Here is a 19434-nt window from a genome sequence, read left to right as displayed (position 1 = left end):
CTCAGCCCTTCTTGAGGTGACGACGGCCCAGCAGTTCGGCGATCTGCACCGCGTTCAGCGCCGCGCCCTTGCGCAGATTGTCGCTGACGCACCACAGGTTGATGCCGTTCTCGATGGTCGAATCCTCGCGCACGCGGCTGATGAAGGTCGCGAAATCGCCGACGCATTCAATCGGCGTGATGTAGCCGCCATCCTCGCGCTTATCGACCAGCATGATGCCCGGCGCCTCACGCAGGATGTCCTGCGCTTCCTTGGCCGAAATCTCATTCTCGAACTCGATGTTGATCGCTTCGCTATGGCCGACGAACACTGGCACGCGCACGCAGGTCGCGGTCAGCTTGATCTTGGGATCCAGGATCTTCTTGGTTTCCGCGACCATCTTCCATTCTTCCTTGGTCGAACCATCGTCCAGGAAGACGTCGATGTGCGGAATCACGTTGAAGGCGATCTGCTTGGTGAACTTCTTCGGCTCGGCCGGATCGCCAACGAAGATGTTGCGCGACTGCTCGAACAGCTCGTCCATGCCTTCCTTGCCGGCGCCCGACACCGACTGGTAGGTGGCGACGACGACGCGCTTGATCTTGGCGGCATCATGCAGCGGCTTCAGCGCCACGACCATCTGCGCGGTCGAGCAGTTGGGGTTGGCGATGATGTTCTTCTTAACATAGCCGTCGATCGCGTCCGGGTTCACTTCGGGCACGATCAGCGGCACGTCCGGGTCCATGCGATAGAGCGACGAATTGTCGATCACGACGCAGCCGGCCGCCGCCGCCTTGGGCGCATATTCGGCGGTCGGACCGGAGCCTGCCGCGAACAGGGCGATGTCCCAGCCGGTGAAATCGAAATGTTCAATATTTTTGCATTTGAGTGTCTTGCCGGTGTCACCGAAATCAATTTCGGTGCCCTGCGACCGGGGCGATGCAACCGCCGCGATCTCGTCAATCGGGAATTCGCGTTCGGCGAGAATGGTCAGCATCTCGCGGCCCACATTACCGGTGGCACCAACGACGACGACCTTATAACCCATGACTTAACACTCCACTCCATGCAGTATTGCGGGGTGGCGCATAGCGCAGTGGCGCGATTTGTCCAGAAAGAAGGGCTATTGCCAGCGATAGTCACGGGGTGGGAGGTGGCGTCAGCACGGCCGACACCACCCATCCGTTACTCTCTACCCCCGGCCTTCACTTGGCCGGATCGACACCTTGATCGCGCAGGAAATTCTCAATCGTGGTCCAGAGGTGAACGCTGATCTTGGGACCGCCGACGCGGTGCGTCTGCCCCGGATAGACCATCAGTTCGAACGGCACGGCCGCCCCCTGCATCTTGGCCATCAGCGCGGTGGAATTGTCGAACACGACATTGTCGTCAGACATGCCGTGGATCAGCAGCAGCGGATCCTTGATCTTCACCGCATCATCGACCGCGTCCGAGCCGGGATAGGCGCTGGGCTTGTCCTGCGGCTGGCCCAGATAGCGTTCGGTGTAATGGGTGTCGTAAAACTCCCATTTCGTCACCGGCGCGCCCGAGACGATCGCGGCGAAGGTGCCCGGCGCCTTTTCCGCCAGCTTGAGCGACATATAGCCGCCATAGGACCAGCCATAGGTGGCGATCCGCTCGGGATCGACGAAGGGCTGGGCCTTCAGCCATTCGACGCCCATCAGCTGATCGTCGACCTCGACGGTGCCCATGGCGCGATGGATCTGGTCCTCGAACGCCTTGCCGCGATCGGGCGTGCCGCGATTGTCGATCGAGAAGACGATCCAGCCCTGGTCGACCAGATATTGGTTCAGCGCGCCACTCCATGTGTTGGTCACCTGGCGCCCGGCACCCGGACCGCCATAATGGATCATGAACACCGGATAGCGCTTGCCCGGCTGCATCGGCGGGGTCAGCATCTTGGTGTAGAGGGTGCTTCCATCGGCCGCCTTGACGGTGCCGAACACGGTCCTGGCGTGGCTCGCCAGATAGGGCGCGTAGGGATGATCGCCCTTCAGCGCATTTTCCGAAATCCACTGCAGCTGCTTGCCGCTGCTATCAGCCAGATAGACCTGCTTGGGCTGGTCGGCATTCTGGCGCGAGACGACGATCCGGCTCGCCGCACCATCCATCACCGCATCGTTCCACCAGCCTTTGGCAGTCAGCGCCTTGAGTGGACCGGCCTTGGCAAGCGACGCGACATAGAGCTGCTGTTCCAGCGGCGTGTCGCGATTGCCGGTGAAATAGACCAGGCCCTTACCCTCATCCACGCCGACAATGTCGCGCACCTCCCATTCCCCGCTGGTCAGCGCAGTCCATTTGCCGTCGCGCACATGATAGAGATGACCATGGCCGGTCTTTTCCGACCACCACAGGAAGCTGCCGTCGCTCAGCGGCGTGAAATTATTGCTGAGGTTGATCCAGCTTTTCGACGTTTCGGTGAGGACGATCTTTGCCTTGCCGGTCGCCGGATCGACCGCAAGCAGGTCAAGCCGCTGCTGGTCCCGGCTTTCGCGCTGGACATAGAGGGTCTTGCCATCCTTCGACCAGTCGACACGGGCGAGATAGACATTCTTGTCGGCGCCAAGGTCAACCTGCACCTGGCCGGAGCCGTCCGCCTTCATCACGAAGAGATCGACGATGGCGTTGGGCGTGCCGGCGGCGGGATAGCGCTGCTGATAGACCTTGGTGCCCTCCCCGCCAATCGCGGTGCGGGTGACGATCCCGACCGGACTTTCATCGACCCGCGCGACCGCGATCATCGCGTCGGTCGGCGACCACCAGTAACCGGTGCGCCGGTCCATTTCCTCCTGCGCGACGAATTCCGACACGCCCCAGCTGACCGTATCGCTGGCCCCCTGGGTCAATTGCTTCTCGCGGCCGTTCATCGGCTGCACGAACAGGTTACCGCCGCGCACGAAGGACACGAAGCCGCCCTTGGGGCTGACCACGCCGTTGAGCTCGCCGTCGGGCGTGTCGGTAAGCCGCGTGACCTTGCCGTCCAGTGCGGCGAGATACAGGTCGCCATCGACCGGCACCAGGATGGTCTTGCCATCAGGGGACCAGTCATAGCTGGTGATGCCGGTGCTGCCGGCGACCGAACGGTCGCGCTCGCGCTGCATCTTTTCCGCTTCGCTCAGTTCCGCGCCGCTGCCGGTCTTTTTCGAATCGACCAGCATGCGCTCGGCGCCGGTCGCGGTGTCGATCGCCCAGAGGTCGAGCCGCTCCTTCTCGTCAGCACGCGGCTTGAGCAGGGTCACCAGCTTGCCGTCGGGCGAGAGCTTGAGCGCACGCGGCTGCGGGCCGGCGAGGTCGGGGCTTGCGAACACGCGTTCCAGCGTCAGCTTTTCCTGCGCCTGCGCGGTGGTGACAGGAAGCAGCAGCAAGGCGCCCAACGCAGCGCCGGCCTTCAGATATGGGGACATGCTCATCCTTTCCGGGCAGCACCCGATCGGGCGCCACAATATCGGCCGGGCTTAGCGCGATGCGACGGAAAAGATCAATCGGTTGGAAGAATATGTCCTCCTCCCACGGGAACCCCTGACACTCAGACCAGCCCATTCCGCACCTGCCATTTGCGCGCGATCACCGGCCAGTCGGCAAAGGGCTGGGCCGGGTCGCCGCGCAGGCCGACGCCATGACTGCCTTCGTCGAACAGATGCATGTCGATCGCCCCCTGCGCCGCGCGCACCGCGCCGAACAGGGTGAGCGACTGGTCGACCGGCACGGTGCGGTCATGGACCGAATGGAACAGGATCATCGGCGGCGTGGTCGACGCCACGATCCTGTCCAGCGAATAGGCAGCTATTTGCGCGTCGGTCGGATTGTCGCCGATCAACGACCTTCGGCTGCCACCATTGGTGGCGCCGGCCATCGTCACCACCGGATAGAGCAGGATCGCCCCGTCCGGCCGGGCCGACAGATGGTCCGCGCTCTCCGCCATCGGATAGATGCGGTCATTGGGCCGCATGCACAGGCTGCCGGCCAGATGGCCGCCGGCCGATCCGCCCAGCACCAGCACGCGCTGCGGATCGACGGTCCAGCCGCCGCTGCGCCCGGCCCGGATCAGCCGCATCGCCCGCTGCGCATCCTGCAGCGCGACATCGGCCCCCGCCGCCCAGCGATCGGCCGGCAGGCGATAGCGCAGGACGAAGGCATGAATACCCATGTCAGCCATCCAGCGCGCGCATTCATAGCCTTCCCGATCGATGCCGACCCGCGAATAGCCGCCACCTGGTATGATCAGTACCGCCGCGCCCGTCGGCTTGGCCGCCGCGAACCAGGACAGGGTCGGCCGCGTCACATGGATGCCGACGCGGTAGCGATAGCCCAGCGTGTCGATCTGGTCGTCCACCACTTCGGTGATGGCCGGTATCTTGCCGCCCGGCACGCCATCGGGCCAGAGCGGGATGATCTGCGTCGGCTCGTCGGTGGCCGCGGAAAAGCGGCCGAACAACGGTGAACTTGCCACCGCCGCCAGAAATTCGCGTCGACTGCCGATCATCCCGTCTCCCTTTCAGTTCGTGACCTGCGTCAGATAGACGCTGCCGGTGGTGCTGTTCACATCGGTCGGCGCGGCGCCATAGATGATGTCGGTGTCGGCCGACAGCGGCACCGTGGCAAGCCGGGTTATCGCCTTGCCGGGCGCGAGGTCCGTGATGGTCCAGCCCGACGCCGTCGATGTCTTCAGCCCCTGGCGCAGCCCTTCGCCGGTGGTGGCGAAATAGACGCGGACCTGCGCCGCCGTGCGCGATATGCCCAGCGCCGCGGGCACATTGTTGCTGGCGGCGTAGATTTTTTCCCGGCTGGTCCAGCCGGTGCCGCTCCAGCGCACGCGCCACACATCGAAATTGGCGTCCCCGCTGCCATCGGTCGGGCGATAGCGATAGGCGATGGTCGGCTGGTTATAATCGTCGAGCGCCAGCTTGGCGCTCTGCAGCCCCTTGAGCGTCTGGTCGGTGGTGAAGACCTCGCCCGACTGGAGCGGCAGGAAGAAGAGCTTGGCATTGGCGAGGCCCACCGGCAGCATCGCCGCCGTGCCATCGGCATAGCTCCAGCCGCCGCCGGTCGGCGAGTAGCGCAGATAGCTGCCATAATGACGCAGCGACCGGGGCAGCGACTTGGCCCATTCCCACAGTAGATGGACGCTGCCGTCGCTGCCGAAATTCATGTCGTCGGGATAGACGACCGCATCATTGGCGGCGGCAAAGGTGCCAACATGGCTCCAACTGCCGCTGCTGCCAGACATAGCCCAGCGGAACAGCTCCCCCTCGCCATCATAGGTCGCCGCATCATAGCTGCGGATCATCAGATAGACGTCACCATTGGGCGCCCGCTTGGCGACCGGATAGGTATAGAGGCCGGTAGCGGGGATATCGGTCTGGCGGGTAAAGCTCATGCCACCGGGCGCATCGGCGCGGAAATAGCGCATGCCATCCGACAGATTATGCATGTCGGCCCAGACATGCAGCACGCCCGCGCCGTCGACCGCGATGGTTGGCTGCTTGTGGCCGATATCGTCCGCCTCGGTCCAGACCGTGCCATCGGGATTGCGCAGCACGGCGAAGGTCCAGATGCCGCTCGTGTCGCGCTTGCCGATCTTGATCTCGTGACTGCCGGCCGCGCCGGAGGCTGGCGGACTGTCGAAGGCGACATAGAGCGTGCCGTCGGGGGCCAGCGCGATCGGCACCCACCAGGCGGCCTGGTTGGAGGAGTCCGCGTCGCGCGGCACCCGTTCGACACTGATGCTGGCGGCGAGCGCGGCGGCCATGGGTTCTTCCGCCGTCGCCTGGAGCGGGCTGCCCAGGCTGACCCAGTTGGCGATAGCGCTGGTCGCTGCCGTACCCGTGCCCGTCGTTGTCGCATCGCTCAGCAGCAGCGCGGCCGACGCCGTTCCGGCAAGGGCCAGGCCCCCTGCCAGTCCATAGAAACGCTTCATCTTCCTCTCCCACTTGTTGTTATGCGTGGACGAGTTGGCCTTCCCCATTGGATCGGCGCGCACTGCGCAGCGCCAGGAAGGCAAGCAGAAAGGCGATCGGATGAAGCAGCGCCATCAGCAGGAAGCTGCGTTCGAACGCGCCGCCCGCGACAAGCTGGCCGACCAATTGGGTCGAGAGCAGCCCGCCAAGCCCGCTGCCCGCCGCGACCACGCCGAACACGGTGGCGACGATACGGGTGGGATAGAGATCGACGATCAGCGTGCTGATATTGATTTGGAATACCAGATGGGCGAAGGCCACGGCAGAGGCGAGCGCGAACAGGATCGGCAGGGCCGGATGGCTGGCCGCGATCGCGCCGAGCGGCGCCACCAGCGCAGCCGCACCCATCACGATGATGCGGCTGGTTGCCGGCGCCACACCGCGCGCGATCAACCGGCTGGAGAAGAAGCCCCCGCCGATGCTGCCAAGGTCGGCTGCGAGATAGACGATCCACGCCATGGAGGCGACCGCGATCAGGGTCAGGCCATAGATATCGGTCAGATATTTGGGAAACCAGAAGAGGTAGAAATACCAGACCGGATCGGCGACCGCGCGGGCACCGGCGAGCAGCCAGACCGACCGGTCGCGCAGGATACGGCCCCATAGCGCGCCCTCGCTGATCCGCTCCTCTTTCGGCTCCGGCGCGCTGCGCGGATAGACCATCAGCCAGACGACCAGCCAGACGAGGCCCGCCGCGCCAGTGGTGATGAACGCCGCGCGCCAGCCGAAATGCAGCGCGATGCCGGCGATCAGCGGCGGCGCCAGCGTCGCGCCGATCATCGCGCCGGCCGTATAGATGCCAAGCGCAATGCCGCGTTCCTTGGGCGGAAAATGTTCCGATACCGCCTTGGGGCCGGCGGTGTAGTTGCCGGCCTCCCCCAGCCCCAGCGCGAAGCGCGCCGCGCCCAGCTCCCCTGCCGACCGGACGAAGCCGGTCAGCAGGTTCGCCAGCGACCACCAGCCCACGAACAGCGCCAACGACAGACGCGTGCCCAGCCAGTCGGTCACCCGGCCGGCCATCAGATAGGCGAAGGTATAGGCAATGAGGAAAGCCTGGACGACGCGCGCATAGGCTATGTCGTCCATATGCAGGTCTTGCTGCACCGTCGTTGCCAGGATCGAGAGCGCCTGCCGGTCGAGATAGTTGATCACGGTCGAGGCGAACAGCATCGCCAGGATCGCCCATCTGATCTTGCGGGCCTTCCCCTCGATCATGCGGCGGCAGCCTCCATGCGCGCGGCGATCGCCGACAGACCGGCCAGCGCGGTGCCATCGCCCGCCGCCGTTTCGGTCGCGATCCCCAGCCGATCGCAGACCCGGCCATAGAGATCGACCAGCAGTTCCGCGCCGACCAGGACGATCGTTTCCACCGCCATGCCGCGCGCGCGATGGGCGGCGACCGCGTCGCGGACCTCCGCACCGATCATCAATCCGGACAGGAAGGATGGCGCGGCGTCGCTGGTCAGTTCGCCCATCAGGATGCGACTGCGCAGCGCGAACAATCCATGCTCGATCGCCAAGGTCGGATCATCGATCACCAGCCCGGCTCCGACATCGAAGGCGGCGATGTCGGTCGGCGCGGCCGGATCATAGGGTTTTGCCAACGACCGGCCGAGCAGGCCATGGGCGAGCAGCAGCTCGCGCATTTCCCCCTGCATAGAGGTGACGAAACCCAACACCGTCCGTCCCCGTGTCCGCACCCATTTGGCGTGCGTGCCCGGCAGGCAGATCAGCCGTTCGGCATCATCGTCCGCCACGCCAGCCAGCCAGCCGAACAATTGCACTTCCTCGCCGCGCATCACGTCGGGCTGGCCGAAGATGTTGCGACAGGACAGGCCCGGCACGATCGCGATAGGGCATCGCGCCGCCTCGAACCGCAACAGCGCGCCGGCCATCGCCTCCGGTCCGGCCGGGCAAGGCAGATAGGCCGCCTCGCGCCAACCGATGGTCGACCCGATCATGCCGGACAGTAGCACCGGCATCGGACCAAGACGATCGATCCAGTCCCCTGCCGCCGCGTGGAAGGCGGCTTCATGATCGGACACATCCTTGGCGCCCTTGCCACGCACCGTCTCGACCGGGATCAGCCGCCCCTCCTCCACCCGGCACAGGTGGAGGCGCATGTTGCTCGATCCCCAATCGCCCGCGATCAGCATAGTCATCCTGTCCTCAGAACTTGAAGTTGGCGCCGATGGCGAAGCGGCGGCCCTGCTCGGCATAGAGGGCGATCGCTTCGGGCGCGCCGGTATAGCGGATCTGCTTCTCGTTGGTCAGGTTGCCGGCCTCGGCATAGATACCAAAGGCGCCAAAATCATAACGGATCGATGCGTCGATCGTCTCATAGGGCTTGAAGAAGGAGCCTTCGCCACCCGCCGTCACACTGTCGAGATAGCCCGAGCGATAATTATAGGCGACGCGCAGGCCGAACCCATCCTTTTCATAATAGCCGACCAGATTGGCATTATGCTTGGACAGCCCTTCCAGTGGCAGGGTAGCGCCGGTGCGGGCATTCACGAACGGCGTGCTGCTGTCGATATAGCTGTAGTTCGCCAGAATGCCGAAGCCGCTGGCAAAGCCGTCCAGGAAGTTGAACGGCAGCTGCAACATCACTTCCGCGCCCTTGAGCTTGCCGCCCTCGCCATTGACCTTGCGCGTGACCAGGAATTGCTGGGTCTCGCCCGGCACATCCTCGAAGGTCGAGCGGGTGGTCAGGAAGGAGCCGATATCCTTGTAGAAAAGGCCGACCGTCAGCGCCGAACCCTGGCGGAAATACCATTCCAGCGACACGTCATACTGGTCCGCGCGGAAGGGCTTGAGGTTCGGATTGCCGCCGGTCCCGGTATAGACGATGCGGTTGAGCAGCAAGCCGGGGCTCAGATCCTGCGAGTCCGGCAGGCCGACGACCTTGGCCGCACCGACACGGGCCACCAGCTTGTCGGTCAGGTCGAACTTCAACACCGCGCTCGGCAACCAGTCCTCATAGGAGGGCGATGCGGTGACCGGCTGGAACGTGCCGTCGGCGCGGCGCAGCGCGGATACCGCATCGCGATCGGTGCGGGTGTAGCGCAGGCCGATATTGCCGGAGAAGGGAATGCTGCCCAGATCGCCCTTCAGATTGAGCTTCACATAGCCCGCCTTGGTGACTTCATCGAGCTTGTAGGAGGCGGTGGGGTCCAGCACGCGCGGCGTGCAACTGCCCAATATCGCCTCGCAGGCGAAGTCCGCGCCGGTGCCGAACGGATTGCCGACCAGATAGGATTGGGCGAAGGGCGCCTTGCCACCCAGCAGATCGGGAAAGCTGCCGACCTCATAGAGCGCCGCATCCCGATCGGTCAGGCGGACCGAGGAGGTGAGCTGCGACAACAGCGAATTGCGCGCGGTCTTGAGCTTGGCGATACGGCCGCCGACCTCGAAGGAGTCCAGCACGCCGCTTTCGATCGCATAGCGCAGATCGACCCGGCCGGCATATTCCTTCGCATTGGATTCAAAGCGGTTATCGAAGAAGTTGGAATAATTGTAGAGCGACGGATCGAGCAGGTCGACGCCCGACGGCAGCGTCAGTTGCGGCACGCCGCCGCCGGTGAAATCGAACGAGGTCAGGTAGGATGTCCGCGTTTGGGTGCGGACATAGGTCTGGTTGTAATTGAGCTGGGCGTCCGAATAGCTGCCCTCTGCCTTGATCGTCCACGGCCCCTTCTCATAACGCAGGTTGAGCGCGCTGGAGAGCGAGTCATCCTTGATCGTCAGCCGCTCGTCATTGCCCTGCAGCGGCCGGCGGACCGTGCCCGCGACCAGCACCTCATTGGGCGAGAAGCTGTAGTCGACATAGTCCGCGCCATTGCTGGTCAGCGCGACGGCGAACCAGTTGCGGCGGCGCTTGGCCTTGCCGGCGGCATAGACGGTGTCCAGCGACAGCTCCCATTCGTCGGTCGGTCGCCATTGCAGCACGACATTGGCGCCCAGCCGCTTGCGGCGTTCGCGCAGCCGCTGATAGCGAAGGTCGGCGATATAGGTGCCGGCCAAACCGTCGCCATTAGGATCATTGTCGGCCACGCCATCGCCATTGGGGTCGAACGCGCCGGTCAGCGGCAGGAAGCCGGCGAAGCTGTTGAAACTGTCTTCCTGGATCGGCCGGTCGGACGCGGTCACATTGACCAGTATGCCGAACCGGTCACCGAAATTGCGCGAATAGAGCAGCGAACCGCTGACACCCTTGCGGTCGAGCATGTCGGCATAGCTGCCCTCGATCCGGCCGGCGACCATCGTGTTCGGCGCGTCGAGCGGCTTGCGCGTGATGATGTTGACCGTGCCGCCCAGCGACCCGTCAATCTGGTCGGCCGACAGCAGCTTGGTGACTTCCAGGCGGCTGATCAGTTCGGCGGGATAAAGCGACAGCGGATTGAAATCGGCATCGGCCGGTACGCCGGGACCACGACCAAAGGGGCTGACCAGCGACCGGCCATTCACCTCGGTCCGGTTCTGACGCAGGCCGCGGATCGACACGCTGGTGCCATCGCCCAGCGAGCGGCGGATCTGCACGCCCGACACGCGCTGGAGCGATTCCGCGATATTCTGGTCGGGCAGCTTGCCGACATCCTCGGCCACGATCGAGTCAACGAAGGTGACAGCCTGGCGCTTGGTCTCGATGCCCTTGCTCAGGCTCTGACGAATGCCGGTGACGACGATATCGGCGACCGCGCCGTCCGCCGCCTGGGCGGGCTGCGGCTCTGCGGTGTCCTGGGCGGCTACGATCGTCGGAAACGCAGCCGTGGTGGCCAGTACCAACAGGCTCGCGCATTTTGCTACCTTGCGCATCTTCATCCCCTCCTGTGCGAGCATTGTGCTTCTGAGAGAGAAATTGTTGCACAATTAGCGACGTGTCAATCCCGAAATCTAAAATTTGTTGCTTTTATATCGATCCAATTGGCCAATTTTGCGGAATAAAATCGATGGCACGCCATATTTGTATCACATGAAGCAACATCTACTCCCCGATGCGCTGCGCCGCCTCACGCAGGGCCTCGACCAGCGGCGCCGTCGCTCCCTCGGGAATCCAGCCCGACATGGCAATGCCGGCATGGACCGGATCGCCCATCGACACGGACACGATATGATGGTCGCGCTCATCCGCCACATGGACGCGCGCATAGCCCAGCGCACGAACCTCGCTCAGCTTGGCGAGCAGGCTGTCGATGCCGTCGGGGAACATCGGAATGTCGCGCCCTTCATACAGTTCGCGCACATCGGCATCCTCCAGTTCCGCGAGCAGGGCGATGCCGATGCCGCTGGTCGTCGCCGGCAACAGGCCGATACGGCCTAGGCCGCGCGACGCCTCGATCCCCGGCGGGGCGTGGAAGAGATAGGAGACGCTGTCGTTCCACAGCACGCCCATCGCCACCGTATGACCGTAGCGACGCAGTTGCTCCAGTTCCGGCAGGGCGCGGCGGATCAGGCCGGACGCAAACAGGCTTTGCGCGGCCAGCACATGCATGCCCGGCCCGGCGGTATATTTGCGGTTCGCGGTCTGGCGCGCGATGCCCAGATAGGCCAGCGTCTTGAGCAGGCGGTTGATCTTGGTCGGATCGGAATCCAGCTGTCGCGCCAGTTCGCGGCAGCCGATCGGCTCGGGCGAGGAAGCGAGCGCCTGAAGCGTGGTGATCCCATCGATCAGGCTCTGGTTGGGCTGGGCGTTGATTTTCGTGCGCATGGCCGTTTCTAGCGTCCGACCATGGCGTTTAGCCAGCCCAGATATCTCATTGCCGCCCCCGCGTCACATGGTTCCAGAAGGCCGCGTTCGGCGCCACCCCCAGCCCCGGCCCTTCGGGCAAGGCAAAGGCGCCGGCCGTGCAGGACAGGCGCCCGTCGAGCAATTGCGCCGAACGCGGCAGGATCGAATGCTGATATTCATGATAGGGCAGGTCGCGCACCGCTGCGGCGGCATGCAGGCTGGCCGCCGCGAAGATGCCGACGCCGATGGTCGCATGCGGCATCACCCGGACATGATGGGCCTCGGCCAGACGAGCGATGCGCATGAACTGGGTGATGCCGGTATGGCCCATTTCGGGCTGCACGATCGATACCGCGCGCGATTCCAGTCTTGGCCGGGCATCGAACACGCTGCGCCATTCCTCGCCCGCCGCGATCGGCGTCGCGACGCGGGCGGCAACATCGGCCAGCCCCGCCACATCCTCGGGCTTGACCGGCGCCTCGGCGAAATAAAGGTCATGCGGTTCCAGCCGGCGGATGAGCGCCACTGCCTCGGCCGCCGAATACATCCAGTGAAGATCCACCATCAGCTTGACGTCCGGGCCGATCGCCGCGCGCAAGGCCCGCGCCTCCGCCTCGATCCCGTCGAAGCTGACCACGCCGGCGAACTTGATCGCGTCGAACCCCTGGTCGACGAAGCGCTTCGCCAGCGCGCAGCGCGCCTCCAATGTCGGTTCGGGCAGGCCGGAGACATAGGCTGGAATGGTCTCGCGCCGCTGGCCGCCCAGCATGCGGCAGAGCGGCAGGTCGACGGCGCGGGCATGAATGTCCCACAGGGCGATGTCGACCGCAGCCATCGCGTCCAGCCAGAAACCGCCCTGATAGCCGCGCACCCGCATCAGGTCGTAAAGATCTTCCCAGATCACCTCGACATCATGGGCCGATCGGCCGACCAGGATCGGCGCGATGACATCGTCGACCAGTTCGTGGATCGCCCCCGGCGCGACCAGGCCATAGGTCTCGCCCCAGCCGACCAGTCCCGACCGACTGGTGACACGCACCACCACCGATCGGTCGACCGTCGGATAGATGGTGCCATTGCGGCGCCGGACGATATAGCCGGCCGCGTTGACTTCTTCGCCCGGCCCCAATGCGCCCAGATAGGGCACATCGCGAGGTATGGTGACGGTGAAGACGTCCAGCCGCTCGATCACATCATCCATCGCGCCCATATCCTTCAGCCCTGCACCACGCCGATACCGGTCCAATCGTCGATCCGCGCAAGGATGCGGTCAAGCTCGCGCTGGTCGCCCTCGTCCAGTTCCGGGCCGGGCGCGCGGGTGAAGGCGTCTACGATCAGGCCGCGGCGGCGCAACACTTCCTTGGTCAGGCGCCAGCGGAACACTGCCTGCATCATCAGCAGCGGCAGCATCCGTTCATAATGGGTGCGTACCGCGTCGCCGTCGCCGGCCAGATGGGCGGCCATCAGCGCGACATGCGCTTCGGGCAGTTCGGCCGCCGGCATGGTGCCGATCGCGCCGCGCGCCAGTTCGTCGGTGATGTAACGTCCACCGGCACCGCCGAACACGCCCAGCAGATGATCGGGCGCGGCGGCGCGGATCGCACTGATCCGCTGGCCGCAGGGCATATTCTCTTCCTTGACCCAGTGGATGGCGGGGACGGCACCGACGACGGCGATGACATCCTCGGCGCTCAGGCCCGCCCCCATCGGTCGGGGCGCATTTTGCAGCATCAACGGCAGGCCAGCCTCGCCAAGTTTGCGATAATGGGCGGCCAGCGCGTCATTGTCGCCGGCCAGCGCGCCCGGCGTCATCACCATCGCGCCGGCGGCACCCGCCGCCTTGCCCGCACGGATCAGCGCCAGGCTTTCTTCGACGTCCGGGCTGGACCCGCCGATGATGAAGCCGATGCGGCCATCGATACGCGCGGAGATCCGGCCGATCAGGTCGATCCGCTCGTCGAGCGAGAGCATGTCATATTCGCTGGCGAGGCCCGGAAAGACTGCGCCATCGACACCGCAATCGACGACGAAATCGACAATCGCATCCATGCCGCTATCGTCGATAGCGCCCGACGCATCGAACGGCGTGGGCAGAACCGGATATACGCCACTGACCTTCATGGAACCCCTTCCTCTCCTGTTTCCGCTTCAATTATCGCTCATTTAGCAACACGTCAATCTGGCATTGTCAGAATTATGCCATTGCGAGCGCATCACCAGATGATATGTTGCTTTTATAAATACGAATGGAGAAGATATGCACCGCCTGTCTGGTAAGATCGCCCTCGTCACCGGTGCCGCCGGCGGCATCGGCGCGGCCATTTGCGTCCGCTTCAAGGCGGAGGGCGCCCATGTCGTCGCGATGGACCGGATCGCCTCCGATGCGGGGGACGAGGCATGGGTCTGCGACTTGGCCGACGACGCCGGCATTGCGCAGGGCGCGGACGACTTGCTGGCACGGCTTGGGCCGCCGGACATCATCGTCCATGCCGGCGCCGCAACCGAACAGGCGGACATCTTCGCCTCCTCACCGCAAGCCTTCAATGCGATCTATGACGTGAATGTCGGTGGCGCGGTCCGCCTGGTCCAGGCTTTCGCACCCGCCATGCAGGACGCGGGCCGGGGCAGTTTCGTCTTCATTTCCTCGATCAATGCCCGCATGGGCGCGCCCAGCCTTGCCGCCTATGCCGCATCGAAGGGCGGCCTCGAAACCTTCATGAAGGGCTTTGCGCTGGACGTCGCGGCCGACGGCCTGCGCGCCAATTGCGTCGCCCCGGCCTCGATCGACACGGCAATGCTGCGCGCCTCCTTCGACCGACAGCCCGATCCGGCCGCCGCGCTGGCCGCCAATATCCTGCGCCATCCGCTCGGCCGGCTCGGCACAGTCGAGGATGTGGCGAACGTGGTGCTGTTCCTCGCGTCCGATGAAGCCGCCTGGATCACCGGTGGCGTATTCCCGGTGGACGGCGGCGCCGGCATCACCCGCCGATAGGCTGAGGGACAGGGAACAGGCTGGCGATCGCGCGCCAGCCCCTCCCCTGTCCGGTCGTTACAGCGCCTGCTGTTCCGAATTGAGGTTGCGCTTCGCCGGCAATTTGGCGCCGGCATCGGGCATCGCACCATTCAGGCCCGCCGGCACCTCTATATAGGGCAGGCCCAGCGTCTGGCTGGTCATGCGACGGATGCGGTTGGTGAGGTCCGGGCTGGCGTTGAGCTTCTGTCCATATGAGGGCACCATCGCCGCAACCTTGGGCTTCCAGCTGGTCGCCATCTGCTGCGGGAAGGCGCGGCGCATCACTTCCAGCATGATCGCCGGCGAGGTGGAAGCGCCGGGCGAAGCGCCCAGCAGCGCGGCGATGCTGGCATCCTTGTCGGTGACGATTTCGGTCCCGAACTGCAGCACCGTGCCCTTCTTGGGATCATATTTGATCACCTGCACGCGCTGGCCCGCGGTGATCAGCTTCCAGTCGCCGCGCTTGGCATTGGGATAATATTTGACCAGTTCGGCCTGACGCTGGGCATCGGTCAAAGTCGCCTGCTGCGCCAGATAGCGGACCAGATCCAGATTTTCCGCGCCAACCTTCATCATGCCGCCGACATTATTCTTGTAGATGGAAGCGAACAGATCGAGCGACGAGCCATTTTTCAGGAATTTCGTGCTCTGGAGTGCGAAGGGACCGAACAGGGTCACCGACTTGCCATCAAGCTTGCGCGCATCGAGATGCGGCACCGACATGGGCGGCGATCCGGCCTCCGCCTTGCCATAGACCTTCACATTGTGACGGCTGGTCGCGGCCGGACCCTCGAACGCCAGGAACTGGCCGCCGACCGGGAAGCCGGCATAGTTTTTCGATTCCGGAATGCCCGACATCTGCAACAGCTTGAGCGAGGCACCGCCCGCGCCGATGAAGACGAACTTCGCCTTCACCACGGCATCGCTGTTCTTCTTGAGGTCATGGACGGTGACGTTCCACGTCTTGTCCGCATTCTGATGCAGGCCGCGCACCTCATGGCCAAGCTGCAGGTTGAAATTGGGATTGCGGGTCAGCGCCTGGGTCAGCTGGGTGGTGATGACACCGAAATTGACATCGGTGCCGAGCGGCATGAACGTCGCCGCCACCTTCTGCTTCGGGTCACGTCCTTCCATCACCAGCGGCGCCCAGCGACGGATTTGCGCGGGGTCCTGCGAATATTGCATGCCGTAGAAGAGCGGGTTCTTGACCAGCGCATCGCGGCGCTTGTGCAGATAGGCGATGTTATCGTCGCCCCAGACGAAGCTCATATGCGGGGTCGCGTTGATGAAGTCGGTCGGCTTGGGCAGGCGACCCTGCTTGACCTCATGCGACCAGAACTGGCGCGAAATTTCGAACTGTTCGGCGATATCGACGGCCTTTTCGGTCGCGATCGATCCGTCGTCCTTCTCCGGCGTATAGTTCAGCTCGGCAAAGCCCGAATGGCCGGTGCCCGCATTGTTCCAGCCATTGGAGCTTTCCTGCGCGACCTTGTCCATCCGCTCATAGATGTCGATCCGCCAGTCCGGCTCCATCTCCTGGAGATAGGTGGCCAGCGTCACGCCCATGATGCCGCCGCCGATCACCAGCACATCGACCGGCTGGTCATTGGCGGCCGCCTTGCCAGCGGGCGAGGCCATGGGACGGAACAGGAATGCGGCGGCGGCGATCGCCAGCACCAGGAGGAGGATGGCGAGGGTAAGGAGGATCTTCTTGAACAGGGGCCGGCGGCGCGGTGCCGCCGGACTGGAGGAGGATGTCATGATCGTGGATTCCAAATCTGCGTGGAAAGGGGCCGGGCGGCCGGATGCGCGTTCGCCAATCTTGTCCGTCAGGTCATGCGCACCACCCCATCCACCTTCAGAAACGGAAGCTCAGCCAGCCGGCCAGATAATCGCTGTTGCCATAGCCGGCGCGGCTGAGCACCGGGCCTGCATCCAGATGCTCGTAGCGCCCGACAAAGGACAGGCGCGGCGTGATCGACCATGTGATCTGTGCGCGGATGGATTCACCGATCTTGTGGCCGGGGACCGATTGGGTGCCGGCGAAGATCGACTTGTTGGCGCGATAGACCGCATCATTTTCATCGGCGCGCCAGGCGAACTGATATTCCATCGTCGCCTTCACCCTCTTGAACGGCGACAGGGTCAGGCTGGGCGCCAGCGTCTTGAGGTTGGTCGGCGTCATGCACAGCTGGTAGCTGTAATAGATATTGTTGCCGAAGGGGGCGTAGGCGGCCTTCAGCGTGCCACCCTCGAACGTGCCGCCGCCACTGGCATAATCGGCGTGGAAGCCGATGCGCGGCCCCATCGGCAGATCGCCGGGCAGCTTGTAGCTCTGGTTGAAGAAGAGCTGCCAGGCGCTGATGTCGCGCCCGTCGAAATCGCCGAACTGGTGGTTGACGGTCCAGTCGAGATTGACCGGGCCAACCTCCCCCCACAGGCGCGCGCCAGCGTAGAAGCGCTCGACCCGGCCGGTGATGCCACCCCACAGCGCTTCGCTGGTGCGCAACCGCCAGAAAAAGGGATCGAGATAGAGCTCCGATCCGCCCAGCGCCTTTTCGGGAATGCGGATTCCGGCGGTGAAGCCGGAAAAGCGCCGGCCCTGTTCGACCTTGTCGTCGCTCGTCCCGCCATTGCCCAGCGCGGTCGGCTTGAAATCGAAGGCATCGATGCGGAGCGACCCCGTCCGTGCCCAGGCCCGCACGCCGTTCAGCGCATAGCGGATCGTGTTGTTGTCGCGCTGCGACGTCAGCAGATTGGGGCCGTCGGTAAATTCCTGCCGCCCATAGCGCAGGCCCAGGTCCATGCCCGCGACCCGGCCCTTCAGTTCGGCGAAGGACTGGAGCAGCACCAGATCATTGCGCAGCGATCCCGACGGCGTGCCGATATTGTCACCGGACATGCCGCCATGGGCGATCTCGCCATAGAAGCGCAGATGCGGTCCAACATGCAGATCGGCACCGCCGACCAGCCGGTTGATGTCCTGCCGCTGGCTGCCGGCGTTCCGCAGGTTGAGGTTGGTGGTGTAGTTGACCCGCACCCGCGCCTCGCCGCTGAGCGTCAGATAGATGTCGCCATCCGCATCCAGCGGCAGATATTTGAGGCGATCGAACAGGTCGTCGCGCTGCGCGGGATCGGCCTTGCTGCGCCAGTCCTCCGCCCAGCGCGACAGGGCATAGCCGCCCGATACCGATCCTTCGCCGACGGCATCGGCGGGATAGAGGCTGGCGGGCTCAGCGGGCATGTCGTCCGCCCATGCGGGACTGGCGAACAGGGTTGCTAGGGTGAGAGCGGAGACGGCGACGGGGCGGCGCACGGCCGCGCAGGAGAAACGAACCATGGTGGCTGCGCCTCATTCCGCCGGGACGGCGTTGGCGAGCGCCGGCTCAGCCGGGGATGGCTCTCTGCCATCACCCCGCATCGCGGCCTGCAACCGCGCCTGGTCCAGCTGCCCTTCCCAGCGCGAGACGACGACCGTCGCCACCGCATTGCCGATGAAGTTGGTGAGGCTGCGGCATTCGCTCATGAAGCGGTCGACGCCCAGGATCAGGGCCATGCCGGCGACAGGCACGGAGGGGACGATGGAAAGGGTCGCCGCCAGCGTGATGAAGCCCGCGCCGGTCACGCCCGCTGCGCCCTTGGACGAGAGCATGGCGACGCCCAGCAACAGGATCTGGTCGCCGATCGACAGGTCGACACCGGTAGCCTGCGCGATGAACAGCGCGGCCAGCGTCATGTAGATATTGGTGCCGTCGAGGTTGAAGCTGTAGCCGGTCGGCACGACCAGGCCGACGATCGACTTGGGGCAGCCCGCCCGCTCCATCTTCTCGATCAGCGCCGGCAGCGCGCTTTCCGACGAGGAGGTGCCCAGCACCAGCAGCAATTCGGTCTTCAGGTAGCGGATCAGGCCGAAGATCGAAAAACCGGCGGCACAGGCAACGAGGCCCAGGATCACGACCACGAACAGCGCCGAAGTGAGGTAGAAGGTGCCGACCAGGAAGGCGAGATTGGCGAGCGTGCCGACGCCATATTTGCCGATGGTGAAGGCCATGGCGCCGAACGCACCCACGGGCGCGGCCTTCATGACAATGGCGACCAGCTTGAACACGGCGGTCGAGACATCTTCGAGCAGATCGAGCACGCGCGCGCCGCGATCGCCGATCAGTGCCAGCGCGACCCCGAACAGGATCGCGACGAACAGCACCTGAAGGATATTGCCGCTGACGAAGGCAGACAGGAAACTGTCGGGGATGACGCCGGTCAGAAAGCCGGTCAGCGTGCTGTCATGCGCCTTTTCCGCATATTCGCTGACCTTGCTGGCGTCGAGCGTGGCGGGATCGATGTTGAGGCCCGCGCCCGGCCGCACCACATTGGCGACGATCATGCCGACGACCAGCGCCAGGGTGGAGAAGAAGAGGAAATAGGCGAAGGCCTTGCCCGCGACCCGGCCGACGCTGGCAATGTCGCGCATGCCGGCAATGCCGGTGACGATCGTCAGGAAGATGACCGGGGCGATGACCATCTTCACCGCCTTGATGAAGGCGTCGCCGACCGGCTTCATCGCCTCCCCCAGATGCGGCGCGAAATGGCCGAGCGCCACGCCGGCGATGATCGCCAGCAGCACCTGCGCATAGAGATGAAGATACCAGGGACGCCGGGCGACCGGCATGTCGGAGAAATCGGAAATCTGCATGACAGTTGTCTTTCTGGCCCTCGCCAAAAGCCTTCCCGCCTTC

At 64.6% G+C, this 19434-nt stretch carries 14 protein-coding genes; 1 reads left to right on the top strand and 13 read right to left on the bottom strand.

Annotated elements, in window-relative coordinates; all coding sequences use genetic code 11:
- Position 1: 1 nt before the first annotated feature.
- The 10 genes from ACUCV3_RS02490 to ACUCV3_RS02445 form a co-directional block, all read right to left on the bottom strand.
- The gene (locus tag ACUCV3_RS02490) at positions 2-1027 is read right to left on the bottom strand and encodes an aspartate-semialdehyde dehydrogenase (protein WP_004207185.1); all 1026 of its coding nucleotides are present in this window, start codon (positions 1025-1027) and stop codon (positions 2-4) included.
- Positions 1028-1184: 157 nt separating this feature from the next.
- On the bottom strand, positions 1185-3404 hold the full coding sequence (locus tag ACUCV3_RS02485; RefSeq protein ID WP_482240361.1) for a S9 family peptidase: 2220 nt from the start codon (positions 3402-3404) through the stop codon (positions 1185-1187).
- A 122-nt stretch (positions 3405-3526) separates the two neighbouring features.
- Positions 3527-4483 (bottom strand): alpha/beta hydrolase, encoded by a 957-nt coding sequence (locus ACUCV3_RS02480; RefSeq protein ID WP_279728894.1) that lies wholly within the window; start codon positions 4481-4483, stop codon positions 3527-3529.
- Between the two features lie 12 nt (positions 4484-4495).
- Positions 4496-5917 (bottom strand): BNR-4 repeat-containing protein, encoded by a 1422-nt coding sequence (locus ACUCV3_RS02475; protein WP_279728895.1) that lies wholly within the window; start codon positions 5915-5917, stop codon positions 4496-4498.
- 19 nt (positions 5918-5936) lie between these two features.
- Positions 5937-7172, bottom strand: a complete 1236-nt coding sequence (locus ACUCV3_RS02470) for an MFS transporter (protein WP_279728896.1) — start codon at positions 7170-7172, stop codon at positions 5937-5939.
- The gene (locus ACUCV3_RS02465; protein ID WP_482240360.1) at positions 7169-8119 is read right to left on the bottom strand and encodes a 2-dehydro-3-deoxygalactonokinase; all 951 of its coding nucleotides are present in this window, start codon (positions 8117-8119) and stop codon (positions 7169-7171) included. The genes ACUCV3_RS02470 and ACUCV3_RS02465 overlap by 4 nt, the downstream gene beginning before the upstream one ends.
- A gap of 7 nt (positions 8120-8126) precedes the next feature.
- Positions 8127-10772: a TonB-dependent receptor gene (locus ACUCV3_RS02460; protein WP_279728898.1), complete on the bottom strand. Its 2646-nt coding sequence runs from the start codon at positions 10770-10772 to the stop codon at positions 8127-8129.
- 169 nt (positions 10773-10941) lie between these two features.
- Complete coding sequence (locus ACUCV3_RS02455) at positions 10942-11664, bottom strand: IclR family transcriptional regulator (protein ID WP_004207194.1); 723 nt, start codon at positions 11662-11664, stop codon at positions 10942-10944.
- Positions 11665-11710: 46 nt separating this feature from the next.
- Positions 11711-12886: a mandelate racemase/muconate lactonizing enzyme family protein gene (locus ACUCV3_RS02450; protein ID WP_279728899.1), complete on the bottom strand. Its 1176-nt coding sequence runs from the start codon at positions 12884-12886 to the stop codon at positions 11711-11713.
- 14 nt (positions 12887-12900) lie between these two features.
- The gene (locus ACUCV3_RS02445) at positions 12901-13806 is read right to left on the bottom strand and encodes a dihydrodipicolinate synthase family protein (RefSeq protein WP_279728900.1); all 906 of its coding nucleotides are present in this window, start codon (positions 13804-13806) and stop codon (positions 12901-12903) included.
- 136 nt (positions 13807-13942) lie between these two features.
- Here ACUCV3_RS02445 and ACUCV3_RS02440 point away from each other — a divergent pair, with 136 nt between their 5' ends.
- Entirely contained in the window at positions 13943-14677 is a 735-nt protein-coding gene (locus ACUCV3_RS02440) for an SDR family NAD(P)-dependent oxidoreductase (protein WP_279728901.1), read from the top strand.
- Positions 14678-14734: 57 nt separating this feature from the next.
- Here ACUCV3_RS02440 and mqo read toward each other — a convergent pair whose 3' ends face one another.
- The 3 genes from mqo to ACUCV3_RS02425 all read right to left on the bottom strand — a co-directional run bounded on the left by mqo (position 14735) and on the right by ACUCV3_RS02425 (position 19391).
- On the bottom strand, positions 14735-16459 hold the full coding sequence (gene mqo / locus ACUCV3_RS02435; protein ID WP_279728902.1) for a malate dehydrogenase (quinone): 1725 nt from the start codon (positions 16457-16459) through the stop codon (positions 14735-14737).
- A 97-nt stretch (positions 16460-16556) separates the two neighbouring features.
- On the bottom strand, positions 16557-18038 hold the full coding sequence (locus ACUCV3_RS02430; RefSeq protein WP_482240359.1) for an alginate export family protein: 1482 nt from the start codon (positions 18036-18038) through the stop codon (positions 16557-16559).
- A 12-nt stretch (positions 18039-18050) separates the two neighbouring features.
- Positions 18051-19391 (bottom strand): dicarboxylate/amino acid:cation symporter, encoded by a 1341-nt coding sequence (locus ACUCV3_RS02425; protein ID WP_482240358.1) that lies wholly within the window; start codon positions 19389-19391, stop codon positions 18051-18053.
- Positions 19392-19434: the final 43 nt, after the last annotated feature.

This window comes from Sphingobium sp. VMM (assembly GCF_056790315.1).
The sequence above is the reverse complement of the archived record's forward strand: the minus strand, read 5'-3'. Positions and strand labels throughout refer to the sequence as shown.